Source organism: Cupriavidus sp. 22TCCZM01-5, assembly GCF_057798915.1.
Map to the genome: position 1 here is coordinate 1 of NZ_JBYOJR010000010.1, position 24,112 is coordinate 24,112.

The 24,112-nt window shown below is 63.9% G+C and carries 23 protein-coding genes and 1 pseudogene; 23 read left to right on the forward strand and 1 reads right to left on the reverse strand.

The window, feature by feature from the left end; translation table 11 throughout:
• From AC3FNH_RS11925 to AC3FNH_RS11970, 10 genes and pseudogenes are all read left to right on the forward strand, one after another.
• Positions 1–133, forward strand: a pseudogene (locus tag AC3FNH_RS11925) (ABC transporter ATP-binding protein); the annotation flags it as partial.
• A gap of 87 nt (positions 134–220) precedes the next feature.
• Positions 221–1,429 (forward strand): ABC transporter substrate-binding protein, encoded by a 1,209-nt coding sequence (locus tag AC3FNH_RS11930; protein WP_276098941.1) that lies wholly within the window; start codon positions 221–223, stop codon positions 1,427–1,429.
• Positions 1,430–1,506: 77 nt separating this feature from the next.
• Entirely contained in the window at positions 1,507–2,391 is an 885-nt protein-coding gene (locus AC3FNH_RS11935) for a branched-chain amino acid ABC transporter permease (protein WP_211946071.1), read from the forward strand.
• Positions 2,391–3,419, forward strand: coding sequence for a branched-chain amino acid ABC transporter permease (locus tag AC3FNH_RS11940; RefSeq protein WP_276098940.1), 1,029 nt, complete (start codon positions 2,391–2,393; stop codon positions 3,417–3,419). Before AC3FNH_RS11935 ends, AC3FNH_RS11940 begins: the two co-directional genes overlap by 1 nt.
• A 309-nt stretch (positions 3,420–3,728) precedes the next feature.
• A complete protein-coding gene (locus AC3FNH_RS11945; protein ID WP_488720194.1) occupies positions 3,729–4,226 on the forward strand; it encodes a hypothetical protein in 498 nt (165 codons plus the stop codon).
• 65 nt (positions 4,227–4,291) lie between these two features.
• Positions 4,292–5,050 carry a sulfite exporter TauE/SafE family protein gene (locus AC3FNH_RS11950; protein ID WP_276098938.1) on the forward strand — a complete coding sequence of 253 codons (759 nt, stop codon included), beginning with the start codon at positions 4,292–4,294 and terminating at the stop codon, positions 5,048–5,050.
• Positions 5,051–5,363: 313 nt separating this feature from the next.
• Positions 5,364–6,515, forward strand: coding sequence for an ABC transporter substrate-binding protein (locus tag AC3FNH_RS11955; RefSeq protein ID WP_488720195.1), 1,152 nt, complete (start codon positions 5,364–5,366; stop codon positions 6,513–6,515).
• 213 nt (positions 6,516–6,728) lie between these two features.
• Positions 6,729–7,781 (forward strand): branched-chain amino acid ABC transporter permease, encoded by a 1,053-nt coding sequence (locus tag AC3FNH_RS11960; protein WP_488720196.1) that lies wholly within the window; start codon positions 6,729–6,731, stop codon positions 7,779–7,781.
• Positions 7,782–7,784: 3 nt separating this feature from the next.
• On the forward strand, positions 7,785–9,626 hold the full coding sequence (locus AC3FNH_RS11965; protein WP_488720197.1) for a branched-chain amino acid ABC transporter ATP-binding protein/permease: 1,842 nt from the start codon (positions 7,785–7,787) through the stop codon (positions 9,624–9,626).
• A 22-nt stretch (positions 9,627–9,648) separates the two neighbouring features.
• Positions 9,649–10,392 carry an ABC transporter ATP-binding protein gene (locus AC3FNH_RS11970; RefSeq protein WP_488720198.1) on the forward strand — a complete coding sequence of 248 codons (744 nt, stop codon included), beginning with the start codon at positions 9,649–9,651 and terminating at the stop codon, positions 10,390–10,392.
• Between the two features lie 228 nt (positions 10,393–10,620).
• Here the strand turns inward: AC3FNH_RS11970 and AC3FNH_RS11975 are convergent, their stop codons facing one another.
• Complete coding sequence (locus tag AC3FNH_RS11975; RefSeq protein WP_488720199.1) at positions 10,621–11,562, reverse strand: LysR substrate-binding domain-containing protein; 942 nt, start codon at positions 11,560–11,562, stop codon at positions 10,621–10,623.
• Positions 11,563–11,683: 121 nt separating this feature from the next.
• Between AC3FNH_RS11975 and AC3FNH_RS11980 the strand changes: the two genes are divergently transcribed.
• From AC3FNH_RS11980 to atpG, 13 genes are all read left to right on the forward strand, one after another.
• On the forward strand, positions 11,684–12,679 hold the full coding sequence (locus AC3FNH_RS11980; protein ID WP_276098932.1) for a Bug family tripartite tricarboxylate transporter substrate binding protein: 996 nt from the start codon (positions 11,684–11,686) through the stop codon (positions 12,677–12,679).
• A gap of 3 nt (positions 12,680–12,682) precedes the next feature.
• Positions 12,683–13,552 carry an N-formylglutamate amidohydrolase gene (locus AC3FNH_RS11985; protein ID WP_488720200.1) on the forward strand — a complete coding sequence of 290 codons (870 nt, stop codon included), beginning with the start codon at positions 12,683–12,685 and terminating at the stop codon, positions 13,550–13,552.
• A 198-nt stretch (positions 13,553–13,750) separates the two neighbouring features.
• A complete protein-coding gene (gene mnmG, locus AC3FNH_RS11990; protein WP_488720201.1) occupies positions 13,751–15,691 on the forward strand; it encodes a tRNA uridine-5-carboxymethylaminomethyl(34) synthesis enzyme MnmG in 1,941 nt (646 codons plus the stop codon).
• Between the two features lie 21 nt (positions 15,692–15,712).
• Positions 15,713–16,399 (forward strand): 16S rRNA (guanine(527)-N(7))-methyltransferase RsmG, encoded by a 687-nt coding sequence (gene rsmG / locus AC3FNH_RS11995; protein ID WP_488720202.1) that lies wholly within the window; start codon positions 15,713–15,715, stop codon positions 16,397–16,399.
• A gap of 84 nt (positions 16,400–16,483) precedes the next feature.
• Positions 16,484–17,290, forward strand: a complete 807-nt coding sequence (locus AC3FNH_RS12000; protein ID WP_276098928.1) for a ParA family protein — start codon at positions 16,484–16,486, stop codon at positions 17,288–17,290.
• A 2-nt stretch (positions 17,291–17,292) separates the two neighbouring features.
• The gene (locus tag AC3FNH_RS12005; RefSeq protein WP_488720203.1) at positions 17,293–18,195 is read left to right on the forward strand and encodes a ParB/RepB/Spo0J family partition protein; all 903 of its coding nucleotides are present in this window, start codon (positions 17,293–17,295) and stop codon (positions 18,193–18,195) included.
• A 305-nt stretch (positions 18,196–18,500) separates the two neighbouring features.
• Positions 18,501–19,019: an ATP synthase subunit I gene (locus tag AC3FNH_RS12010; protein WP_488720204.1), complete on the forward strand. Its 519-nt coding sequence runs from the start codon at positions 18,501–18,503 to the stop codon at positions 19,017–19,019.
• A gap of 235 nt (positions 19,020–19,254) precedes the next feature.
• Positions 19,255–20,121: a F0F1 ATP synthase subunit A gene (gene atpB, locus AC3FNH_RS12015; protein WP_276098926.1), complete on the forward strand. Its 867-nt coding sequence runs from the start codon at positions 19,255–19,257 to the stop codon at positions 20,119–20,121.
• A gap of 71 nt (positions 20,122–20,192) precedes the next feature.
• A complete protein-coding gene (gene atpE / locus AC3FNH_RS12020; protein ID WP_013958389.1) occupies positions 20,193–20,459 on the forward strand; it encodes a F0F1 ATP synthase subunit C in 267 nt (88 codons plus the stop codon).
• Between the two features lie 98 nt (positions 20,460–20,557).
• Positions 20,558–21,028, forward strand: a complete 471-nt coding sequence (locus AC3FNH_RS12025) for a F0F1 ATP synthase subunit B (RefSeq protein ID WP_488720205.1) — start codon at positions 20,558–20,560, stop codon at positions 21,026–21,028.
• Positions 21,029–21,030: 2 nt separating this feature from the next.
• Positions 21,031–21,570, forward strand: a complete 540-nt coding sequence (locus AC3FNH_RS12030; RefSeq protein ID WP_276098924.1) for a F0F1 ATP synthase subunit delta — start codon at positions 21,031–21,033, stop codon at positions 21,568–21,570.
• Positions 21,571–21,608: 38 nt separating this feature from the next.
• Positions 21,609–23,150: a F0F1 ATP synthase subunit alpha gene (gene atpA, locus AC3FNH_RS12035; RefSeq protein WP_276098923.1), complete on the forward strand. Its 1,542-nt coding sequence runs from the start codon at positions 21,609–21,611 to the stop codon at positions 23,148–23,150.
• Between the two features lie 76 nt (positions 23,151–23,226).
• On the forward strand, positions 23,227–24,102 hold the full coding sequence (gene atpG, locus AC3FNH_RS12040; RefSeq protein WP_276098922.1) for a F0F1 ATP synthase subunit gamma: 876 nt from the start codon (positions 23,227–23,229) through the stop codon (positions 24,100–24,102).
• Positions 24,103–24,112: the final 10 nt, after the last annotated feature.

The following is a 24,112-nucleotide window of genomic DNA, read 5'->3' on the forward strand; positions in this document are numbered from 1 at the left end:
GCAGAACTTCCGCTTCGCCGCGCCGCTGGCCGACCGCTTCTATGTGATGGAGCACGGCAGCATTGTCGAGCGCTTCGCGGCGAGCGAGCTGGAGGCGAAGATGCCGGTGCTGCATGAATTGCTTGGGGTCTGATCCGCGCGTCCGCTTGCACGGAGCGCCAGATCGGTTGTTTGGCAGGAACGGGTGGCGCGCTTGGCGCTACAACACAGGAGACTCGCTATGAAGAAGACTCGGCTCGCGGCCGCGATGGCGGCCATTGCCATGGGTGCTGTTTCGTTCAACGCCGCCGCGCAGGTATCGGGCGATACCGTCAAGATCGGCTACATCACCGACCTGTCGGGCCTGTATGCCGATATCGACGGGCAGGGCGGCGCCGAGGCCATCAAGATGGCCATCGAGGATGCGGGCGGCAAGGTGCTGGGCAAGCCCATCGAACTGGTCACTGCCGACCACCAGAACAAGGCCGACATTGCCGCGTCCAAGGCACGCGAATGGATGGACCAGCAGGGCCTGGACGTGCTGATCGGCGGTACCAACTCCGGTGCCGGGCTGGCCATGAGCAAGGTGGCCCTGGATAAAAAGCGCGTCTACATCAACGTCGGCGCCGGCTCGGCGCGCCTGACCAACGAAGAGTGCTCGCCGTACACGGTGCACTACGCCTACGACACCGTGGCGCTGGCCAAGGGCACCGCCATCCCGGTGGTGAAGCAGGGCGGCAAGTCGTGGTTCTTCCTGACTGCTGACTATGCCTTCGGCCACTCGCTGGAGAGCGACGCCGCGGCGGTGGTGAAGGCCAATGGCGGTACGGTGGTAGGTTCGGTGCGCCATCCGCTGTCGGCGTCGGACTTCTCGTCGTTCCTGCTGCAGGCGCAGTCGTCCAAGGCGCAGATCCTTGGCCTGGCCAACGCCGGTGGCGACACCATCAACGCGATCAAGGCGGCCAAGGAGTTCGGCATCACCAAGACGATGAAGATCGCCGGCCTGCTGATGTTCATCAACGACGTCCACAGCCTGGGGCTGAAGAACACCGAAGGCCTGCTGATGACCGACAGCTGGTACTGGGACATGAACGACGACACCCGCAAGTTCGCCAACCGGTACTTCAGCAAGATGAAGAAGATGCCGAGCAGCCTGCAGGCCGCCGACTACTCGGCCGTCAGCACCTACCTGAAGGCCGTGGCCGCGGTCAAGACGGATGATCCGGACAAGGTCATGGCCGAACTGAAGAAGACCAAGATCAACGACTTCTACACCAAGGGCTATATCCGCCAGGATGGCCGCGGCATTCACGACATGTACCTGATGCAGGTGAAGGCCCCGGCCGAGTCCAAGAAGCCGTGGGACTACATGAAGATCGTCGCGACGATTCCGGGCGACCAGGTCTTCACCACGGTGGCCGAGTCGAAGTGCGCGATGTTTAAGAAGTAACCGTCAGCAGCGCTGCGACGGTTTGCTCCTCTCTCCCGCCTGCGGGAGAGGGGAGATACAAACAGCAACGGATGCCTATGGACATCTTCGGAATCCCCCTTCCCGCCATGCTGTCCCAGCTCCTGCTGGGCCTCGTCAATGGCGCCTTCTATGCGATGCTGAGCCTGGGCCTGGCGGTGATCTTCGGCCTGCTCAATGTCATCAATTTCGCGCACGGCGCGCTGTTCATGCTCGGCGCGGTGCTGGCCTGGATGGGCATGGAGTACGCCGGGCTCAACTACTGGGTCATGCTGGCCCTGTCCCCGCTGGTGGTCGCGGTGCTGGGCGTGGTCATCGAGAAGACCATGCTGCGCTGGATCTACAAGCTGGACCATATCTACGGCCTGCTGCTGACGCTGGGCATCACGCTGGTGATCGAAGGCATCTTCCGTTCGATCTACGGCGTGTCGGGCTTGCCATACCAGACACCCGATGCGCTTCAGGGCGCTACGGACCTCGGCTTCATGATCCTGCCCAACTACCGGGCCTGGGTAGTGGTGGCTTCGCTGGCGGTGTGCTTCGCCACCTGGTACGTGATCGAGAAGACCAAGCTTGGCGCCTACCTGCGCGCCGGCACCGAGAACCCGAAGATGGTGGAGGCCTTCGGCGTCAACGTGCCGCTGATGGTGACGCTGACCTACGGCTTCGGCGTGGCGCTGGCCGCGTTCGCGGGCGTGCTGGCGGCGCCGGTGATCCAGATCTCGCCGCTGATGGGACAGAACCTGATCATCATCGTGTTCGCGGTGGTGGTGATCGGCGGCATGGGCTCGATCATGGGGTCGATCCTTACCGGCCTGGGGCTGGGCGTGATCGAAGGGCTGACCAAGGTGTTCTATCCTGAGGCATCGTCGACCGTGGTGTTCTTCATCATGGTGATCGTGCTGCTGCTGCGTCCGGCCGGACTGTTCGGGAGGGAGAAGTGATGCGTGCGGAATCCACCGTGACGATCAAGGGCGCACAGGCGAAAGAGGGCCACGGCGTGCAGAAGAAACTCTTGTACGGATTGTTGCTGCTGGCGCTGATCGTGGCGCCGATGGCTGGCGCCTACCCGGTGTTCGTGCTCAAGGTGCTGTGCTTTGCGCTGTTCGCGTGCGCGTTCAACCTGCTGATCGGCTATACGGGGCTGCTGTCGTTCGGCCATGCGGCCTTCTTCGGCGGCGCAGGCTATATCTCGGGCGAAGCCATGAAGGTGTGGGGCGTGACGCCGGAGATCGGGCTGATCCTGGGCACCGCAGGGGGCGCACTGATCGGCTACGTGGTCGGCTCGCTGGCCATCCGCCGCCAGGGCATCTACTTCTCGATGATCACGCTGGCGCTGGCGCAGATGCTGTTCTTCATCTGCCTGCAGGCGCCGTTCACGGGCGGCGAGGACGGCCTGCAGGGCATCCCGCGCGGCAAGCTGTTCGGCGTGCTGTCGCTGTCGGACGACCTGACGCTGTACTACGTGGCGCTGGCGATCATCGTGGCCGCCTTTGCGCTGATCGTGCGCACCGTGCATTCGCCGTTCGGGCAGATCCTGAAGGCGATCAAGGAGAACGAGCCGCGCGCGATCTCGCTTGGCTATGATGTCGACCGCTTCAAGCTGACCGCCTTCGTGCTGTCGGCGGCGCTGTCCGGGCTGGCGGGTTCGATCAAGGCGCTGGTGCTCGGTTTCGAGACGCTGACCGACGTGCACTGGTCGATGTCGGGCTCGGTGATCCTGATGACGCTGGTGGGCGGTCTGGGCACCTTGTCGGGCCCGATTGTCGGCGCCTTCGTGGTGGTGGCGCTGGAGAACAAGCTTGGCGACATCGGCTCGTTCCTGGCCTCGGCCACGGGCATCCAGTGGTTCAACTCGCTGGGCGAGTCGGTGACCATGGTGATCGGCGCGATCTTCGTGATCTGCGTGCTGACCTTCCGCCGCGGCATCATGGGCGAACTGAACGCGCTCTTCAGCCGCAAGCAGGAGTGATCACGGGTCGACATGCCCGATATTGGGGCTAGGGTTTCTTCTAGCTTGTCCCATCTGCACCGCTTCGTTACATTTCACACACGGTTTTCGCAGGTTAGATGGAGGCGGAAGCGAGGAGACGACAGGCGCGCACCCGGTGTCGGGTAGCAGCGTTATAAATAAAGGGCGTTGCCGGGTGATCCTCGGCAACGCTTTTTTCATTCACGGGTGATGATTGCATCACCTGCACCAATTCAGGGCGGCGATGCCGCAATGGCATCACCGCGCTTGAGGCACATGAGACAATGCGGGCTTGCTTTCCAGCACGCCATGCCGTCCGATCCCGCTTCCCCCCAATATTCCGAATTGTTCCCGCAGCACCAGGTACGCCTTGGCGTAAGCGCCGACGCACGCGTACTCGACGCCTGGCTGCAGGCTGCCGTGCCGTTGTCGGTGCCTGCGGCGCGCGCACGTACGCTGGTGCTGGAGGGACTGCTGGCACAGACGGGACAGGGGGCATGCCTGCTGGCGACCCGTGAAGGTGGCGAAATCGTCGCCTGCCTGCCGGTGGCGCTGGTCCCGAGTCTTGAGCTCGGGGGGCGCGTCGCGTGCGCTATGGAGTGGTGGTCGCCCAACGCAGCAGCAGCGGGCCCGGGCGGCCTCGATGCCTGCCTGGCGACGCTGGCCGACTGGTGCCGGGCCCACGGCATCCGCCATGTCCTGCTGGCCCCTGGCCTGGCCAGCGAGACGCCGCCGGCAGGATTCGCCCGGCACGCCAGCGGGCTCTGGCATCGCGTCCTGGTGCCGGCACCCAAGACGCTGGGCTAAGTGCCCGGCGCGCCGCGCAGCTTCCCCCTTCCTTTCGTCCTTCTTCCTCTTCTCTTCCTGCAATCATGGAGTTCGCATTCCTGGCGGTAGCCGCCTTTCTCGCCGGCCTGATCGACGCGGTGGCCGGCGGCGGCGGCCTGGTCCAGATCCCCGCGCTGTTTTCGGCCTTTCCCGGCATGCCGCCGGCCACGCTGCTCGGCACCAACAAGATAGCCTCGGTCGCCGGTACGGCCAATGCGGCGATCCGCTACGGGCGCAGCGTGCGCATCTACTGGGCGGCGACGGCGCCAGCCGTGATAGCGGCATTCGTGTTCTCGATGGCCGGTGCCTGGGCGCTGACCATGATTCCGGCCGAGCCGCTGCGCAAGGCGCTGCCGTTCGTGCTGGTGACGCTGCTGGTCTATACCGTGGCCAAGAAGGACCTGGGCACCGAGCACGCGCCATCGCTCAGCGGCGCGCGCGAGCGCGCGGCGGCGTTGCTCGCGGGCGCGGCGATCGGTTTCTACGACGGAGTGTTCGGGCCCGGCACCGGCAGCTTCCTGATGATCGTGTTCGTGCGCGTGTTCGGCTATGACTTCCTGCACGCCTCGGCTTCAACCAAGGTGGTGAACATGGCCACCAACCTCGCGGCGCTGCTGCTGCTGGCCAGCAAGGGCCATATCTGGTGGCAGCTCGGCGCGGTCATGGCCGTGGCCAACGTGGCCGGCAGCCAGGTAGGCAGCCGGCTGGCGCTTCGCCACGGCAGCGGCTTCGTGCGCAAGGTGTTCATCGTGGTGGTCAGCGCGCTGATCCTGAAGACGGCGTGGGACGCCTTCGTGCGCTGAGTTTGCCGCGCCATGCCATGCCATGCCATGCCATGCCATGCCGTGCCGCGATGCGGGTTAATCCGGCTGGTGGCGCTAAATCGCTGTGTTAGACTCGATTCACATTCCCGACCGAGCGGTCGGGAAATGGCCCGCGGCATTTCCGGGGAGTGGTGCGGACGGGAAAGACGGGAGGAATCATCTCCTTCCTGGCAGTACGCAGGTGCCAGCGATGTGCCTGCGCTGACCCGAGGGGTCGCAAAAACAAATAGAGGCATCCGACGGCCGGGGCCGTACGGATGCCTTTCCGTTTGCAGGAACCGAAGGAGACAAGATGAACTTCAAGCGCGCCAGCCTGCTGGCCATCGCTGCTGCCGCCCTTGTTGCCGGCACTGCCAGCGCACAGGTCAAGGTAGGGGTCACGGTGTCGGCTACGGGTCCGGCGGCATCGCTGGGCATCCCGGAGAAGAACACCTTCACGCTGATGCCCAAGGAGATCGCGGGCAAGAAGGTCGAGTACATCGTCCTGGATGACGCCTCCGACACCACCACGGCCGTCAAGAACACGCGCAAGCTGATCAGCGAGGACAAGGTCGACGTGGTGGTGGGTTCCACCGTGACACCGAACTCGCTGGCCATGGTCGACATCGTGGCCGAGAACGAGACGCCGATGATCACCATGGCCGCCTCGGCCCGCATCATCGAGCCCATGGACGCCAAGCGCGCCTGGGTCTTCAAGACGCCGCAGAACGATTCGCACATGGCCACGGCAATTGCCGAGCACATGACCAACAACAACGTGAAGACGGTGGCGTTCATCGGCTTCGCGGATGCCTACGGCGACAGCTGGGCGCAGGAATTCGCCAAGGTGGCGGACATGCGCAAGATCAAGGTCGTCGCCAATGAGCGCTTCGCGCGCACCGATACCTCGGTGACCGGCCAGGTCCTGAAGATGATGGGCAGCAATGCCGACGCCGTGCTGATCGCAGGCTCGGGTACGCCCGCGGCGCTGCCGGCCAAGGCGCTCAAGGAGCGCGGCTACAAGGGCAAGATCTACCAGACCCATGGCGTGGCCAACCCCGACTTCCTGCGCGTGTGCGGCAAGGACTGCGAAGGCACCTTGCTGCCGGCGGGCCCGCTGCTGGTGGCCGAGCAGCTGCCAGACGGCAACCCCGTCAAGAAGCCGGCCATGACTTACAAGACCGCCTACGAGAAGGCCTTTGGCGGCCAGGTGTCGACCTTCGGCGGCCATGCGTGGGACGCGGGCCTGATCCTGCAGCACGCGATTCCCGAGGCGCTGAAAAAGGGCCAGCCGGGCACCAGGGAGTTCCGCAAGGCACTGCGTGACGCCATGGAGCAGACCAAGAACCTGCCGGTATCGCACGGCATCATGAACATGAGCCCGACCGACCACCTCGGCTTCGACCAGCGCTCGCGCGTGATGGTGCAGATCGTCGACGGCAAGTGGAAGCTGCTGACCAAGTAAGCGGCTTGCAGTGGCTGGACGTGTAGCAAGGGAAGGCGCATGGTGAAACCCATGCGCTTTCTTTTTTCGTGCGCATCAGTGCATTAGGGTTGCCCTGTATTTCTGCAATAGGCAACCCGTTTACCATTCCGTAATCCCAGCGCACCCAGCGCATACTCGCGCCCTGTCCGCCCCTTGGCTTGCAGGCAGATCATTTCACAACACGGGGAGACAATGGACCTTTCGATTGCCGCCATCCTGGCGCAGGACGGGATCACCTCAGGCGCGATCTACGCGCTGCTGGCGCTGGCACTGGTGCTGGTGTTTTCGGTGACCCGCGTCATCTTCATCCCGCAAGGGGAGTTCGTTGCCTATGGCGCGCTCACGCTGGCGGCCATGCAGAGTGGGCATGCGCCGCAGACGAGCTGGCTGCTGCTGGTCATGGGCGTGCTGACCTTCCTGTATGAGACCGTGACCATGCTGCGCAGCGCGGAACTGCGCCGTACGCTCGGGCGCAGGCTCGGCGTGCTGGCCGGCAAGTACCTGGTGTTTCCGCTGGTGGTGCACGGGCTGGTCCAGCAGTACGGCGCGCAGCCGTTGCCGATGTTGGCGCAGATCGCGCTGACGCTGCTGGTCATCATTCCGCTCGGGCCGATGCTGTACCGCCTTGCCTACCAGCCGCTGGCCGAAGCGAGCACGCTGGTGCTGCTGATCGTCTCGGTCGGCGTGCATTTCGCGCTGGTGGGGCTGGGGCTGGTGATGTTCGGCGCCGAAGGCTCGCGCACCGAGGCATTCTCCGATGCGCGCTTCGAAGTGGGCAGCCTCAGCATCTCGGGGCAGAGCCTGTGGGTCGTGGGGATGTCGGCGCTGCTGATCGGCGCGCTGTATTTCTATTTCGAGCGCACGCTGCAAGGCAAGGCGCTGCGCGCGACGGCGGTGAACCGGCTGGGCGCGCGCCTGGTCGGCATCGGCACCACGCAGGCGGGGCGGCTGTCGTTCACGCTGGCCGCGGCCATGGGCGCGCTGTGCGGCATCCTGATCGCGCCGCTGACGACCGTGTACTACGAGTCGGGCTTCCTGGTGGGCCTGAAGGGCTTTGTCGGCGCGATCGTCGGCGGGCTGGTGAGCTACCCGATCGCAGCACTGGGTGCGCTGCTGGTGGGGCTGCTGGAATCGTATTCGTCCTTCTGGGCCAGCGCGTTCAAGGAGGTCATTGTCTTTACGCTGATCATTCCGGTGTTGCTGTGGCGCTCGCTCACGGGCAAGCACGTCGAGGAAGAGGAGTAAGCCATGACGATGCTGACTGACAAGCAAGCCGCCGTGGGCGGCGAACGCGCCGGCGGCCGCGCCGGGCTGCAGCGCAACCGCGTGCTGACAGTGCTGTTCATCGCGGTGCTGGCGTTGCTGCCGGTGCTGCCTACGCCGGAGTTCTGGATCACGCTGGGCAACTACATCGGCCTGTACAGCATCGTGGCGATCGGGCTTGTGCTGCTGACGGGCGTGGGCGGCATGACGTCGTTCGGGCAGGCGGCGTTCGTCGGGCTCGGTGCCTACAGCACCGCGTACCTGACCACGCAGTTCGGGCTGTCGCCGTGGTTCGGCCTGCTGGTGGGACTGGTGATCACCATGGCCTGCGCGTATGTGATCGGGCTGATCACGATGCGCATGTCCGGCCACTATCTGCCGCTTGCCACCATTGCGTGGGGCCTTTCGCTGTTCTTCCTGTTCGGCAACCTGGAGTTCCTGGGCAAGTACGACGGGCTCAATGGCATTCCGGTGCTGTCGTTGTTCGGCGTCGAGCTGCAGTCGGGCCGTTCGATGTTCTACCTGATCTGGGCCGTGGTGCTGCTCGTCGTGCTGGCCGTGCAGAACCTGCTCAACTCGCGTCCGGGCCGCGCCATGCGCGCGCTCAAGGGCGGCGGCGTGATGGCCGAGGCGATGGGCGTGAACACCGCGTGGATGAAGGTCGTGGTGTTCGTGGTGGCGGCGGTGCTGGCGTGCATCTCGGGCTTTCTCTATGCGCACCTGCAGCGCGCGGTGAACCCGACGCCGTTCGGCCTTAACTACGGCATCGAATACCTGTTCATGGCCGTGGTCGGTGGCGTGGGCCACGTGTGGGGCGCAGTGCTGGGTGCCGGCCTGCTGACGATCCTCAAGGACACGCTGCAGGGGCTGCTGCCGAAGCTGCTCGGTGCCAACGGGAACTTCGAGATCATCGTGTTCGGCGTGCTGCTGGTGCTGCTGTTGCAATACGCGCGCGATGGCCTCTGGCCGTTCCTGCGCCGCTTGTTTCCGTCGGGGCCGCCGGTGCAGGCACCGCAAGCCGCCGACGCGCTGCCGGTACGGCAGAAGCCCGAGGCCGGCGAACTGATCCTCGACGTGCGCGCCGCGCGCAAGCAGTTCGGCGGGCTGGTGGCGGTGAACGACGTGAGCTTCCAGGTGCGGGCCGGCGAGATCGTCGGCCTGATCGGCCCGAACGGTGCAGGCAAGTCGACTACGTTCAACCTGGTCACCGGCGTGCTGCCGGTGACGCGCGGCGAGGTGCGCTATCGCGGCGACATGATATCGGGCCTGCCCTCGCGCGAGATCGTCAAGCGCGGCATCGGCCGCACGTTCCAGCACGTGCACCTGCTGCCGACCATGACGGTGCTTGAGAACGTGGCGATCGGCGCGCACCTGCGCGGCGACTTCCGCGCGCAGGGCGGTGTCTGCGCGGCGATGCTGCGCATGAACCGCGCCGAGGAGGACAAGCTCTTGTTCGAGGCGCGTCGCCAGCTGGAGCGCGTGGGTCTTGCGGACTGCATGTACATGGAGGCCGGCAGCCTCGCGCTGGGGCAGCAACGCATCCTGGAGATCGCGCGCGCACTGTGCTGCGACCCGGCGCTGCTGCTGCTCGACGAGCCCGCGGCGGGCCTGCGCTACAAGGAGAAGCAGGCGCTGGCCGAATTGCTGCGCAAGCTCCGGTCGGAAGGCATGAGCGTACTGCTGGTGGAGCACGACATGGACTTCGTGATGAACCTGACCGACCGCCTCGTGGTGATGGAGTTCGGCACGCGCATTGCCGAAGGCGTGCCCGAGGAGGTTCAAAAGAACCCGGCCGTGCTCGAGGCCTACCTCGGCGGCGTGGAGTAACGGTGTGGACAAGGAACGCAAGATGAGCCCGATCCTCGAAGTGAAGGACCTCCACGTCCGCTACGGCAAGGTGGAAGCGTTGCACGGCGTGAGCCTGAAGGTGGAGGCCGGCAAGATCGTGACCGTGATCGGCCCCAATGGCGCAGGCAAGTCGACCATGCTGAACGCCATCATGGGCGCGCTGCCCGTCACCGGCTCGGCCACTGGCACCGTCAGCTATCTCGGCCACGATATGGCCGGCATCCCGGTGGAAGGGCGCGTGGCGCGCGGCATGTGCCTGGTGCCGGAGAAGCGCGAGCTGTTCGCGTCGATGACGGTGGAAGACAACCTGCTGCTTGGCGCCTTCCGCCGCAAGCGTGCGCGCGAGAAGAATTTCCTGGATCAGATGGACGTGGTCTACGACCTGTTCCCACGCCTGCGCGAGCGCGCGCGGCAGGACGCCGGCACGCTGTCGGGCGGCGAGCGCCAGATGCTCGCGGTGGGCCGTGCGCTGATGGCCAAGCCGCAGCTGCTGATGCTCGATGAGCCGAGCCTCGGGCTGGCGCCGCTGATCGTGAAGGAGATCTTCCACATCATCAGCAACCTGCGCCAGACCGGCGTGGCGACGCTGCTGATCGAGCAGAACGCGCGCGCGGCGCTGCAGGTGGCGGACTACGGCTATGTGATCGAGACCGGCGATTTGGCGATGGAAGGACCGGCGGCGGAACTGGCCAGCAATCCGAAGGTGATAGAAACCTACCTGGGGCTGGCGAAGAAGGCGGCGTGAATCGCAGGATTAGTTGATTGATGAATAGTTCGGCCCGCGTTTGCGGGTCTTTTTATTTGTCGGGTAGATGTAACCCGGATCAAAGCCCCTGCGTCATCCAAGAATATTCGGATGAAAGATGTTTGTGACTATCTAGTCGAACGAAAAATCTTTGCGGCGAATAGTTGTTGAATGGGCACAGAGTTTTCATTCATTTAATGAATTCCTCTTACCATTAATTTGAGAAGATCATCTCTCAGGCGAATGATCATCGCCGACAGCTCGTGCTGAGTCCTGTGCCGCCGTTTCCAACAGCCATTCTCGGAAGTACCGCAGAGCAGGATGATCGCGCCGTTCCCTGGGTGTGCAAAGAAAGTAGCCGCGCTGCAGCCGTATTGGAAGATTGAAGGGTGCTACCACGCGTCCGGAGGCCAGTTCGTCATGCAGCAGGCAGCGCTGCAGCACGGCCACGCCCATGTCGGCGCGCACCGCCTGGATCAGGATCGACACTTGATCGAAGCCGGTTGATAGCGTTGGCGCAGCGTTGGGTACGCCTGCCGCCCGCAGCCAGTTCTGCCAGTTGGTGGGGGCGGTGGTGTGGTAGAGCAGGGGTTCTTTGAGCAGTTCGGCCGGCTCCTTCCAGCGCCCGGCGGCATGCCGCTGGCGCGCCCGTTCGGGATGGCAGACCGGTACCATTTCATGTCCCACCACATAGTCCACCTGCAGGCCGGGCCACTTGCTGGCCTCGCCGGCCAGCACCGCCGCATCGGGCACTGCGCCTGAGAAGTCCTCATCGCGACGGTAGGGCACGAAGTCGAGCCGGATTTCCGGGTGCCGCCGATGGAACTCGGGCAGCCGGGGCACCAGCCAGACGCTGGCGAGCGTCGGGACGACGGACAAGGTGAGGTGGTGGCTGCGGTCGCCGGCGCGCAGTGCCGCACTGGCATTCTCGATGGCGGCCAGGGGACCCGCCACCGCGTCCAGCAATTGCTGCCCGGCGCCGGTCAGCATCAGGCGATGCGCATTGCGCTGGATCAGCGGCTGACCGAAGTGCTCCTCCAGCCTGGCAATGGCGCGGCTGATGGCCCCTTGCGTGACGCATAGCGTTTCGGCCGCACGGGTGAAACTGCCCAGTCGTGCGACGGCGGCGAAAGCATGCAGCTCGGACATGGAGGGGGAATGCAGCCGCATGGGTCGGGGACGGTCGAGGATGAACTTTGGTAATGCGAAGGTGCAATATAGTCGTTTGCCTCGCATGGGTAAACGGTCGACACTCGGCGCTCATTGCACACCATAAAACAGGAGAAAGCCCATGACCCGAGTCCGGATGTCGCGCCGCCAACTCATGCTGTCCGGCGCCGCGGCTGCCGCCACGCTTGCTTTTGCCGGCAGCGCCCTTGCCCAGGCTCCCTATCCCAGCCGCCCCATTCGCCTGATTGTCCCGTTCGCGGCAGGCGGCTCGACGGACCTGTCGGCACGCCTGGTGGCGGAGTTCGCCGGACGTGAGCTGGGCCAGCCCATCGTGGTCGAGAACAAGGGCGGGGCAGGGGGCTCGGTGGGCATGGAGCAGGTCGCCAAGGCAGACCCGGACGGCTACACCATCGGCATGGCCACGGTCAGCACCCATGGCTCCAACCCGGCGGTCTTTCCCAAGCTGAAGTACGACCCGATCAAGGACTTTGCCCCCGTAACCAATGTGGTGGCGGTCCCGAGCGTGTTTACGGTGCATCCGAGCGTACCGGCCAAGACCATGCAGGAATTCATTGCCCTGGCCAAGGCCAACCCGGGCAAGTACACGATTGCCTCGCCAGGTGTCGGCTCCCTGGGCCACGTGAATATCGAGTACTTCATGATGCTGGCCAAGATCAAGCTGCTGCACGTGCCATACAAGGGCGCCGGGCTGGGGCTCAATGATGCCGTGGCAGGGCAGGTCAATGCGATCAGCGACAACCTGTCATCCGCGCTGCCCCACGTGAAATCGGGGCGGTTGCGCGCGCTGGCCGTGCTTGGCCCGAGCCGCTCGCCGCAACTGCCGAACGTACCCACTTATGCGGAGCTGGGCTTCAAGGAGATGGGCGATGGCGGCTGGTTCGGCATTGTGGCGCCGGCCGGGACGCCCCCGGCCATCGTCAACCGGCTGAACCAGGCGATCCACAAGGCCATGCAGAACCCCGAGTTCAAGCGGAAGGTGGAGGAGTCGGGCGGCACGCTGGTGCCGAATACGCCGGAGCAGTTCAAGGCACAGATCCAGCAGACCATGGCGCGTTATGCGCGCGTGGCCAAGGCTGCCAACATCCAATTGGACTGAAGCATGGCTGAAGCAATGGAATCGAAAGTCATCGCGCCGTTCACGCTGGCTTTGCCGGAGGCCGAGGCCCTGCCACTGGTGTGTGACTCGCCGCACAGCGGCACCGTCTACCCGGCCGACTTCGGCGCTGCCGTCGCACCCGAGCGCCTGCGCGCTGGCGAGGACACCCACGTCGATGCGCTGTGGGAGGCGATCCCCCGGGTGGGCGGCACACTGCTTGCCGCAACCTTTCCGCGTGTGTACATCGATCCGAATCGCATGCTGGATGACATGGATCCGGAGCAGTTGGACGGGCCCTGGCCGACGCCGCTCGCACCGGGCGAGAAAACCCGTCTGGGCTACGGCCTGATCTGGCGAAATATCGACGCCGCGACGCCGATCTACGACCGCAGGCTCGCAGTAGCCGAAGTCCGGTCCCGTATCGACCACTACTACCGGCCCTATCATGCGGCGCTGGCCGAGGCAGTGGAGGGTGCCCACCGCCGCTTCGGCGCAGTCTGGCACCTGAATCTGCACTCGATGCCGAACAACGCCTATGAGCGGCTCAAGATCCAGAGCCCGCACCCGCTGGCGGATTTCGTGCTGGGAGACCGGGACGGCAGTACCTGCGAACCCGGGCTGGTCGATCTGGTGGAAGCCGAGCTTCGTAGGATGGGTTATACCGTCGCGCGCAACGACCCGTACAAGGGCGTGCAACTGATCGCCCAGATCGGGCGTCCGGCAGAGCGACGCAACAGCCTGCAGATCGAAATCCGGCGCCCACTTTATATGGATGAGCAGACGCGTGAGCGCAATGATGGTTTTGCTGCCCTACAACGGGATCTGACGTTGTTGACGCTGCGAATTGCTGAGTACGTGCGGCGGCAAATCTAGGGTTGTTCCACGTGAAACATCCGGCCGGGCCTTGTGCCCGGCCTTTTTTGTTTCACGTGGAACACACTCGGCGTCAATCGGGTATCGCAAGCGTCATGTTTCACGTGAAACATGGCGGGCCCTGAAAAGCCCCCAGTCGATTGCCGCTATAATTCGACATCCCGATTGTTCCCGCCAGCCTCCCGGAGGAGGTGTCCCATGCTTTACCCAAAAGAGTTCGATGTCATTGTCGTCGGTGGTGGTCACGCCGGCACGGAGGCCGCCCTGGCTGCTGCCCGGATGGGCTGCCAGACGCTGTTGCTGACCCATAACATCGAGACGCTTGGGCAGATGAGCTGCAATCCGTCGATTGGCGGCATTGGCAAGGGGCATCTGGTCAAGGAAGTGGATGCCATGGGCGGCGCGATGGCTGCCGCCACGGACGAGGCGGGGATTCAGTTCCGTATCCTTAACTCCAGCAAGGGCCCGGCTGTGCGCGCAACGCGTGCCCAGGCCGATCGCGTGCTGTACCGCAAGGCCATCCGCACCCGCCTGGAGAACCAGCCGAACCTGATGCTGTTCCAGCAGGCCGTGGACGATCTGCTGGTGGAACGGGATCGCGTTGTCGGCGCCGTGACGCAGGTTGGCATCGCTTTTCGCGCCCGCGCGGTGGTGCTGACGGCCGGTACGTTCCTGGACGGCAAGATCCACGTAGGCCTGGACAACTATACGGGCGGCCGCGCGGGTGACCCCGCTTCGGTGTCGCTGTCGGCCCGGCTCAAGGAGCTGAAGCTGCCGCAGGGCCGGCTGAAGACCGGCACGCCGCCGCGTATCGATGGCCGCACCATCGACTTTTCGGTGATGGAAGAGCAGCCCGGCGATCTGGATCCGGTGCCGGTGTTCTCGTTCCTGGGCCGTCCTGAACAGCATCCGCAGCAGCTTCCGTGCTGGATCAGCCATACCAACAGCCGTACCCACGACATCATCCGCGGCGGGCTCGACCGCTCGCCGATGTACACGGGCGTGATCGAAGGGGTAGGGCCGCGTTACTGCCCGAGCATCGAGGACAAGATCCATCGCTTTGCCAGCAAGGACAGCCACCAGATCTTCCTGGAGCCCGAAGGGCTGACGACCAACGAGTTCTACCCGAACGGCATCTCCACGAGCCTGCCTTTCGACGTGCAGCTCGAGCTGGTGCATTCGATCCGTGGCCTGGAGAACGCGCACATCCTGCGTCCCGGCTACGCCATCGAATACGACTACTTCGATCCGCGTGCGCTCAAGGCGTCGCTGGAAAGCAAGGCAATCAGCGGGCTGTTCTTTGCCGGCCAGATCAACGGCACCACCGGCTATGAAGAGGCTGCCGCACAGGGCCTGCTCGCAGGCATCAACGCTGGCTGCTACGTGCGCGAGCGCGATGCCTGGACGCCGCGCCGTGACCAGGCTTACCTGGGCGTGCTGGTCGACGACCTGATCACGCGTGGCGTGACCGAGCCGTACCGCATGTTCACCAGCCGCGCCGAGTTCCGCCTGAGCTTGCGTGAAGACAACGCCGATATGCGCCTGACCGAGATCGGCCGCGAACTCGGCGTGGTCGATGACGTTCGCTGGGATGCTTTCAACCGCAAGCGCGATGCTGTTTCACGTGAAACAGAGCGCCTGAAGAGCACCTGGGTCAATCCGACCCTCCTGCCGGCCGAAGACGCCGTGCCGCTGCTGGGCAAGCCGATCGAACGCGAGTACAGCCTGGCGGACTTGTTGCGCCGCCCGGAGGTCCGCTATGACAGCCTGATGGCGCTGCAGGGCGGTCGTCATGCACCGGAAGCCCCGCTCGACGCGGATCCGTTGCTGGTGGACCAGATCCGCGAGCAGATCGAGATTGGCATCAAGTACCACGGCTATATCACCCGCCAGGCGGCGGAAGTGGACAAGCTCGAAGCCAACGAGTCGACGCGCCTGCCGGAAGGGCTGGACTACACCGAAGTGCGCGGCCTCGGCTTCGAGGTCAGCCAGAAGCTGAACCAGCATCGGCCCGAGACGCTGGGGCAAGCCTCGCGCATTTCGGGCGTGACGCCGGCGGCGATCTCGCTGCTCTTGGTACACCTGAAGAAGAAGGGGCTGGGGCGTACCCGTTCCGGCAACTCTCAAGAGGCTGCCTGAGTGGCGGGCCAACGACACACCGTGATCGACGACGCGGCCCAGCGTCGTCGCCTGGAGGCCGGCCTCGCAGAGATCGCGCTGGCCTTGCCGCCGGATCGCATCGAGAAGCTGTTCGCCTACCTCGCGCTGCTGCGCAAGTGGAACGGCGTCTATAACCTCACCGCGATTCGCCATCCCGATGAAATGCTGACGCACCATCTGCTGGACTCGCTGGCTGCGGTTCCGGCACTGGCGGAGGCGGCGCGCTCGGCGGCGGTTGCCGGTGGGGCCCGGGGCAGGGTGCTTGACGTCGGATCGGGCGGCGGCATGCCAGGCCTGCCGCTGGCGATTTCGTGCCCGGATGTCTCGGTGCTGATGGTCGACATCGTGCAGAAGAAGACCGCCTTCCTGACACAGTGCCGTGCTCAACTGGGCTTGCCGAATGCGGCGGCACACTGGGGTCCGGTCGAGAAGCTTGAAGACGCCGATAAGTTCGCGGTGATTACGTCACGTGCGTTCGCCGAGCTGACGGACTTCGTCAACCTCTCCGGCCAGCTGCTGGCGCCGGCAGGGAGGCTGATTGCGATGAAGGGCGTCTATCCGCAGGCCGAACTCGACCGCATGGAAGCGGCCGGCCTGATGGCTGCATGGCACGTGGAAGAGGTAAGGCGACTGACGGTTCCCGGGCTGGACGCTGAGCGTCACCTGGTGTTCTTGTCGCGCAAATGATTTTGGCGGCGCGTGCGCCGCGAGCTGGACGGGCCAAAACGGGCCGCGCCGGATAAAGAATTCAATCGGGAGCCTCAGAAGCATATGGCCAAGGTATTCGTGATCGCGAACCAGAAGGGCGGGGTGGGCAAGACCACCACGACGGTGAACCTCGCCGCAGGACTGGCTGCGCAGGACCAGCGCGTGCTGCTGGTCGACCTGGATCCGCAGGGCAATGCCTCGATGGGCTCAGGTATCGACAAGCAGTCGCTGGAACACAGTGTGTACCAGGTGCTGGTCGGGCTGGCCTCGGTTGCGCAGGCTCGCCAGCGCTCCGAGACCGGCAAGTACGATGTGCTGCCCGCCAATCGCGAGCTGGCGGGCGCGGAAGTCGAACTCGTGGAACTGGACCAGCGCGAGCGCCGGCTCAAGCAAGCCATTGCCGAGGTCGACGATGAATACGACTTCGTGCTGATCGACTGCCCCCCGTCACTGTCGCTGCTGACGCTGAACGGTCTGTGCGCAGCGCACGGCGTGATCGTGCCGATGCAGTGCGAGTACTTCGCGCTCGAAGGCTTGTCCGATCTGGTCAACACCATCAAGCAGGTACATGCGAACCTGAACCGTGAACTGAAAGTGATCGGCCTGCTGCGCGTCATGTTCGATCCGCGCGTCACGCTGCAGCAGCAGGTATCGGCGCAGCTCGAATCGCATTTTGGCGACAAGGTCTTCAAGACCCTGATCCCGCGCAATGTGCGCCTGGCCGAGGCGCCGTCTTATGGCATGCCGGGCGTTGCCTTCGATCCGTCGTCGAAGGGTGCCAAGGCATATCTCGACTTCGGCGCCGAGATGATCGCCCGTGTCAGGCAGCTGTCGGCGCCGGAAGCTGCCACCGCCATGCAAGGACAGTGACCATGAGCACCGTGAAAAAGAAGGGTCTGGGCCGCGGCCTGGAAGCCCTGCTGGGAGGTCCGGCCGAGATCGTCGAGACCGCCAAGCAGGAGGGCGCGCCCACCGTGCTGCGACTGGACCAGCTTCAACCGGGCAAGTACCAGCCGCGCACGCGCATGGATGAGGGCGCCCTGCAGGAGCTTGCGGCGAGCATCCGCGCGCAAGGCCTGATGCAGCCGATCCTGGTGCGGCGCGTGGCAGAGCCCGACCGCTACGAGATCATTGCGGGCGAACGGCGCTTCCGTGCCTCGCGCATCGCGGGGCTCGACAAGGTGCCGGTGCTCGTGAAGGAAGTTGCCGACGAAGCAGCGGCGGCCATGGCGCTGATCGAGAACATCCAGCGCGAAGACCTGAATCCGCTGGAAGAAGCGCAGGGCATCATGCGCCTGATCCGCGAGTTCCGCTTTACGCATGAACAGGCTGCCGAGTCGGTGGGCCGCTCGCGCAGCGCGGTGTCCAATCTGCTGCGCTTGCTGAACCTGGCGGCGCCAGTGCAGACCATGCTGATGGCGGGCGATCTCGACATGGGGCACGCGCGTGCGCTGCTGGCCGTCGACGGCGCGAACCAGATCACGCTGGCCAACCAGATTATCAACAAGCGGCTGTCGGTACGCGAGACCGAGAAGCTCGTGGCATCCACGCTCAAGCCGTTCGAACTGAAGTCGCTCAAGCATAAGACCGGCAACGGCATGCGCGATGTCGCGCGGCTCGAAGAAGAACTGTCGGATGCGCTGGGACTGTCGGTGCAGATCAAGCTCGGCGTGCGTGGCAAGGGCCAGCTCACCATCCACTTCAGCAATAACGAAGCCCTCGATGGCGTGCTCGCGCGCTTGCGCGATGCGGACGAAGGGCAACGAGTCGCCTGAAAAGCTGCGCGATAAACGGCCATTTTCCTGCTCACTGTTGCATTCGCGCAGCAGTAAACAATCCGATGTTCGGTTAACGCACCGGGCAGTCGCGAATCCACCATCATGCGTCACGCGAGTTGCGCAATCCAATTACGTCAAGCGTCGTTGTCGCGCAATTTCAACGAAGCCATCATGCAATCGTGATAGCAACCGTTGTGCAGTTTGCCATTGCAAGCAAACTGTAAGCACATTGACGCGACTCAGTAGTTCCCCTTAAAATCGTGCGGTTTGAATTCTGGTCGGGCCGAAAAGTTCCGGCCCGGATGAGGCAGGCAGTAGTGGTACGAGACCGTCAGCAGCACAACGATTCGCGTCAGGTAAACGCCCGCAGTGATGACTGGGATTCTGACGCAGAACGTGAGGAAGAAGCTGTCGATCCACTGTCACACGCCGAGGCGGTGACGCTGTTTGGCGAACGCGCGTTGCAGCCTTCGCGCATGACACCCGGCAAGATCGTGCTGGCGCAGGTGGTTGTGACCCTGCTGTCGGCATTGTGCTGGGCGTTGTTCGGCAAGCAGGCAGGGCCGTATGGCTGGTCCGCGATGTTCGGTGGCGCAGTGTGTTTCGTACCGAGCGGATTTTTCGCGTTCCGCCTGTGGATGGCGCGCGATCGGGCGTCGGTGGGCGGGCTGGTGATGGGCGAGGCGATCAAGGTGTTCGCCACCGTCGCACTGTTCGTGCTGGTGGTGGTGCTGTACCGCGATCTGCGTTGGGTGCCGATGCTCGTCACGTTCCTGCTTGCGCTCAAGACGTATTGGGTGGTGGCCCTGGCAATTCGGTAACGCCAGGCCAGCCGCACGAAGTGTGTGCTTCCCGGAGAGATGAGGCACCAAAACGGAATATCAAGATACGTGGCGCAGGGTTTCACACTTGTGAAACCGTGGGCCAACAAAGTTTGACCCGCTTGCATGGCGGTGACCGGCCACGATGGCCGAAGGCAATGCAAGACGCGTACCGGCTGCCCGCCAATGCGAGGGTGCCGGCTCAACGATTTCGCAATATACCGTTCGTTTCGACATGTCAGAAGCTATCCAAGGCGCCGAACACGCGCTGACACCCTCCGGCTATATCGCCGAACACTTGCAGAACCTGAACTCGGTCGGCGGCAAGCAGGCGTCGGTGGTCGATTTCTCCGTGCTCAACTATGACACGGTGTTCTGGTCCGTGCTGTGCGGCGCCATCGCCGTGATCTTCCTCTTCGCTGCCGCGCGCCGCGTCAGCGCGGGCGTGCCGGGCCGCTTCCAGGCCTTCGTCGAGATGATTGTCGAGATGGTCGACGACCAGGCCAAGGGCATCATTCACGGCGACCGTTCGTGGATTGCTCCGCTGGCGCTGATGGTGTTCTGCTGGATCACCATGATGAACGCCATCGACCTGATTCCGGTCGACTGGGTCACCGGCCTGAACCAGCTCCTCGGTATTTTCCACATCCATCTTCCGCACCACCGCGCAGTGGCCACGGCCGACCTGAACGGCACGCTGGGCATGTCGTGCTCGGTGCTGGTGCTGATGATCTACTACAGCTTCAAGATCAAGGGCGCGGGCGGCTTCATGCACGAACTGTTCTCGGCCCCGTTCGGCGCCAAGTGGTACCTGGCCCCGTTCAACCTGATCCTGAACATCATTGAGTTCCTGGCCAAGGCCGTGTCGCTCGGCATGCGGTTGTTCGGCAACATGTATGCCGGCGAACTCGTGTTCCTGCTGATCGCGCTGCTGGGTTCGATCTGGACGTTCAGCGCCGACCTGTCTGCACTGGGCTTTGTCGGCCACGTCGTTGCCGGCACGGTCTGGGCGATCTTCCACATCCTGATCGTGCTGCTGCAGGCCTTCATTTTCATGATGCTGACGCTGGTGTACATCGGCCAGGCTCACGATCACCACTGATCGACACAGGTTTTAGGTTTTTGGTTTTTTGGTTTTTTGGTTCTAAGTCTCTCTAAATTAAAGGAGTCATCATGCAAGCATTTCTCGCCAACATCCAGGGTCTGACCGCCATCGGTATCGGCATCATCATCGGTCTGGGCGCTATCGGCGCCTGCCTGGGTATCGCCCTGATGGGTGGCAAGTACATCGAAGCCTGCGCACGTCAGCCCGAGCTGATGAACCCGCTGCAAACCAAGATGTTCCTGCTGGCTGGCCTGATCGACGCGGCATTCCTGATCGGTGTGGGTGTTGCAATGCTGTTCGCCTTCGCCAACCCGCTGCTGGCTGTCATCAAGTAATTCTTTTCGGTCTGCATGATGCTGACGGGCGGCGCGGGCCACTAGCCTGGCCGCCCTTGCGCATTTATCTGTAGTTTGATTACCGAAAGGAACACACCATGAATCTGAACGCAACGTTTTTTGCGCAGATGGTCGTGTTCTTCATCCTGTGGTGGGTTGTTGCCAAATTCATTTGGCCGCCGCTGGTGAAGGCGCTCGACGAACGCGCAAGGAAGATCGCCGATGGCCTCGCCGCTGCCGAGAAGGGCAAGGCCGAGCTTGAACTCGCCAGCAAGCGTGTGGACCAGGCTATGGCCGAAGCCCGCACCGAGGGTGCTCAACGCGTCGCTGACGCCGAGAAGCGCGCCCAGCTGACGGCCGACGAGATCAAGCAGAACGCCCAGGCGGAAGCCGCACGCATCATTGCCCAGGCCAAGGCCGAGGCAGAGCAGCAAGTGACCCGCGCACGTGAAGATCTGCGCGACCAGGTCGCTGTGCTGGCAGTCAAGGGTGCTGAGCAGATCCTCAAGCGCGAAGTGAACGCGCAGGTCCACACGGATCTGCTCAATCAACTCAAAGCTGAGCTCTAATCATGGCCGAAACCGCAACCATTGCCCGTCCCTACGCTGAGGCGCTGTTCCGCGTCGCCAGCGAAGCCGGCAATCTGGGTGCATGGTCCGAGCTGGTGTCGGAGATGGGGCTGATTGCCGCCAACCCCGACATGAAGGCGCTCGCCGACGATCCGAACATTCCCGGCCAGAAGCTGGCCGAACTGTTCCTGTCGCTGGTGAAGTCCCCGGTCAATGACGAGGCTCGCCGCTTCGTCAACCTGCTGGTGGAGAACAACCGCCTGACGGTGATGCCGGAAGTCGCCGAGCAGTTCCATGCGCTCAAGAACGCCCGCGAAGGCTCGTCGGACGTCGAGATCACCAGTGCATTCCCGCTGGATGGTCAGCCACTGAACGACCTGGTCGCTGCACTCGAACGCAAGTTCGGCCGCAAGCTGCACGCGAAGGTGGCGGTGGATCCGTCCCTGATCGGCGGCGTGAGCGTCAAGGTCGGCGACGAAGTGCTCGACACCTCCGTGCGTGCGCGCCTGGCTGCCATGCAAACCGCGCTGACCGCCGTCTGATCGGCCGTCCGTCGGATTGAAGAATTAGGAGCATTGTGATGCAACTGAACCCCTCAGAAATCAGCGAGCTGATCAAGTCCCGCATCTCGGGTCTTGGCGCCGAAGCTGAAGTGCGCAACACCGGCACGGTGATTTCCGTGACCGATGGTATCTGCCGCGTGCATGGCCTGTCTGGCGTGATGCAGGGCGAGATGCTGGAATTCCCGGGCAACACCTTCGGCCTCGCGCTGAACCTCGAGCGCGACTCGGTCGGCGCCGTGGTGCTGGGCGACTACGAACACATTTCGGAAGGCGACACGGTCAAGTGCACCGGCCGCATTCTGGAAGTGCCCGTCGGCAAGGAACTGCTGGGCCGCGTGGTGAACACGCTGGGCCAGCCGATCGACGGCAAGGGCCCGATCAACGCGAAGGAAACCGACGTGATCGAAAAGGTCGCGCCGGGCGTGATCGCGCGTCAGTCGGTGAGCCAGCCGGTGCAGACCGGCCTGAAGTCGATCGACGCGATGGTGCCGATCGGCCGTGGCCAGCGTGAGCTGATCATTGGCGACCGCCAGACCGGCAAGACCGCCGTGGCCGTCGACGCGATCATCAACCAGAAGGGCAAGGGCATGTACTGCGTGTACGTCGCCATTGGCCAGAAGGCTTCGACGATCGCCAACGTGGTGCGCAAGCTCGAAGAGCACGGCGCGATGGAATACACCGTCGTCGTGGCCGCCGCCGCTTCGGACTCGGCCGCCATGCAGTATCTGGCTGCCTACGCCGGCTGCACGATGGGCGAATACTTCCGCGACCGCGGCGAAGACGCGCTGATCGTCTATGACGACCTGACCAAGCAAGCCTGGGCCTACCGCCAGGTGTCGCTGCTGCTGCGCCGCCCCCCGGGCCGCGAAGCCTACCCGGGCGACGTGTTCTACCTGCACTCGCGCCTGCTGGAGCGTGCCGCGCGTGTGAACGAGCACTATGTCGAGCAGTTCACCAAGGGTGCTGTCAAGGGCAAGACCGGTTCGCTGACCGCGCTGCCGGTGATCGAAACGCAGGCCGGCGACGTGTCCGCGTTCGTGCCGACCAACGTGATCTCGATTACCGACGGTCAGATCTTCCTGGAAACCGACCTGTTCAACGCCGGTATCCGTCCCGCCATCAACGCCGGTATCTCGGTGTCGCGCGTGGGCGGTGCCGCCCAGACCAAGGTGGTGAAGAACCTGGCCGGCGGTATCCGTACCGACCTGGCCCAGTACCGTGAACTGGCTGCGTTCGCGCAGTTCGCTTCGGACCTGGACGACGCCACCCGCAAGCAGCTCGAGCGCGGCCGCCGCGTGACCGAACTGCTCAAGCAGGCGCAATACCAGCCGCAACAGGTGTGGCAGCTGTCGGCCTCGCTGTTCGCAGCCAACAACGGCTTCCTCGACAACGTGGAAGTGAAGGACATTCTGCCGTTCGAGAAGGGCCTGCACGACCATCTGAAGACCAAGTACGCCGATCTCATCAACCGCATCGAAGAGACCAAGGTGCTCTCGAAGGAAGATGAGCCCGCCCTGCGTGCCGCGATCGAGGATTTCAAGAAGTCCGCCGCGTTCTAACCACCGCGTGATTCCACGACACCACTGGCGCGCCTGAGCTTTCAGGCGTGGCAGTGGTTCGGACGGAGAGGAAGATATGGCCGGAACGAAAGAAATTCGAACCAAGATCAAGAGCGTGCAAAACACGCGCAAGATCACCAAGGCGATGGAGATGGTCGCCGCATCCAAGATGCGCAAGGCGCAGGAACGGATGCGCAATGCCCGTCCCTATGCCGAAAAAGTGCGCAACATCGCGGCGCACCTGGCTTCGGCCAACCCCGAGTTCAAGCATCCGTTCATGCAGGAGCGCGAAGTCAAGCGCGTCGGCATGATCGTGGTCACGACCGACAAGGGGCTGTGCGGCGGTCTGAACACGAACGTGTTGCGTGCGGTGACCAACGAGCTGAAGAGCCTGCAGGGCCGCGGCGTGGATGTGCAAGCCACGGCCATCGGCAGCAAGGGCCTGCAGTTCCTGAGCCGCATCGGCGCCAAGGTGGCCTCGAATGTGGTCCAGCTCGGCGATACCCCGCACCTGGAAAAGCTGATCGGCGCGGTCAAGGTCCAGCTCGATGCATTCACCAATGGTGAAGTCGACGCGGTGTACCTGGCGTACACCAAGTTCATCAACACGATGAAGCAGGAACCGATGGTTGAGCAGCTCCTGCCGCTCGCCGCCGACAAGCTGTCGCAGACGGAAGAAGAGAAGCGCGCCTACTCGTGGGACTACATCTACGAGCCTGACGCGCAGACCGTGGTGGAAGAGCTGTTGGTCCGCTACGTCGAGGCGCTGGTGTACCAGGCCGTGGCCGAGAACATGGCGTCCGAGCAGTCGGCGCGCATGGTGGCCATGAAGGCAGCATCCGACAACGCGAAGAACGTGATCGGCGAACTGCAGCTGGACTACAACAAGACCCGGCAGGCAGCGATCACCAAGGAACTGTCGGAGATCGTCAGCGGCGCGGCAGCGGTCTGAGGCGTCAAGA

Bases quoted from the DNA above. Each gene is read 5' to 3' on its own strand.
- AC3FNH_RS12030 (WP_276098924.1), top strand. From the start codon at position 21,031: ATGGCCGAAACCGCAACCATTGCCCGTCCCTACGCTGAGGCGCTGTTC.
- AC3FNH_RS11965 (WP_488720197.1), top strand. From the start codon at position 7,785: ATGACGATGCTGACTGACAAGCAAGCCGCCGTGGGCGGCGAACGCGCC.
- atpG (WP_276098922.1), top strand. From the start codon at position 23,227: ATGGCCGGAACGAAAGAAATTCGAACCAAGATCAAGAGCGTGCAAAAC.
- AC3FNH_RS12000 (WP_276098928.1), top strand. From the start codon at position 16,484: ATGGCCAAGGTATTCGTGATCGCGAACCAGAAGGGCGGGGTGGGCAAG.
- AC3FNH_RS11950 (WP_276098938.1), top strand. From the start codon at position 4,292: ATGGAGTTCGCATTCCTGGCGGTAGCCGCCTTTCTCGCCGGCCTGATC.
- AC3FNH_RS11930 (WP_276098941.1), top strand. From the start codon at position 221: ATGAAGAAGACTCGGCTCGCGGCCGCGATGGCGGCCATTGCCATGGGT.
- AC3FNH_RS11980 (WP_276098932.1), top strand. From the start codon at position 11,684: ATGACCCGAGTCCGGATGTCGCGCCGCCAACTCATGCTGTCCGGCGCC.
- AC3FNH_RS11975 (WP_488720199.1), bottom strand. From the start codon at position 11,562: ATGCGGCTGCATTCCCCCTCCATGTCCGAGCTGCATGCTTTCGCCGCC.
- AC3FNH_RS11945 (WP_488720194.1), top strand. From the start codon at position 3,729: ATGCCGTCCGATCCCGCTTCCCCCCAATATTCCGAATTGTTCCCGCAG.
- AC3FNH_RS12005 (WP_488720203.1), top strand. From the start codon at position 17,293: ATGAGCACCGTGAAAAAGAAGGGTCTGGGCCGCGGCCTGGAAGCCCTG.
- atpE (WP_013958389.1), top strand. From the start codon at position 20,193: ATGCAAGCATTTCTCGCCAACATCCAGGGTCTGACCGCCATCGGTATC.
- atpA (WP_276098923.1), top strand. From the start codon at position 21,609: ATGCAACTGAACCCCTCAGAAATCAGCGAGCTGATCAAGTCCCGCATC.
- AC3FNH_RS11955 (WP_488720195.1), top strand. From the start codon at position 5,364: ATGAACTTCAAGCGCGCCAGCCTGCTGGCCATCGCTGCTGCCGCCCTT.
- AC3FNH_RS11960 (WP_488720196.1), top strand. From the start codon at position 6,729: ATGGACCTTTCGATTGCCGCCATCCTGGCGCAGGACGGGATCACCTCA.
- AC3FNH_RS11940 (WP_276098940.1), top strand. From the start codon at position 2,391: ATGCGTGCGGAATCCACCGTGACGATCAAGGGCGCACAGGCGAAAGAG.
- atpB (WP_276098926.1), top strand. From the start codon at position 19,255: ATGTCAGAAGCTATCCAAGGCGCCGAACACGCGCTGACACCCTCCGGC.
- AC3FNH_RS11985 (WP_488720200.1), top strand. From the start codon at position 12,683: ATGGCTGAAGCAATGGAATCGAAAGTCATCGCGCCGTTCACGCTGGCT.
- AC3FNH_RS11935 (WP_211946071.1), top strand. From the start codon at position 1,507: ATGGACATCTTCGGAATCCCCCTTCCCGCCATGCTGTCCCAGCTCCTG.
- AC3FNH_RS12025 (WP_488720205.1), top strand. From the start codon at position 20,558: ATGAATCTGAACGCAACGTTTTTTGCGCAGATGGTCGTGTTCTTCATC.
- AC3FNH_RS11970 (WP_488720198.1), top strand. From the start codon at position 9,649: ATGAGCCCGATCCTCGAAGTGAAGGACCTCCACGTCCGCTACGGCAAG.
- mnmG (WP_488720201.1), top strand. From the start codon at position 13,751: ATGCTTTACCCAAAAGAGTTCGATGTCATTGTCGTCGGTGGTGGTCAC.
- AC3FNH_RS12010 (WP_488720204.1), top strand. From the start codon at position 18,501: ATGAGGCAGGCAGTAGTGGTACGAGACCGTCAGCAGCACAACGATTCG.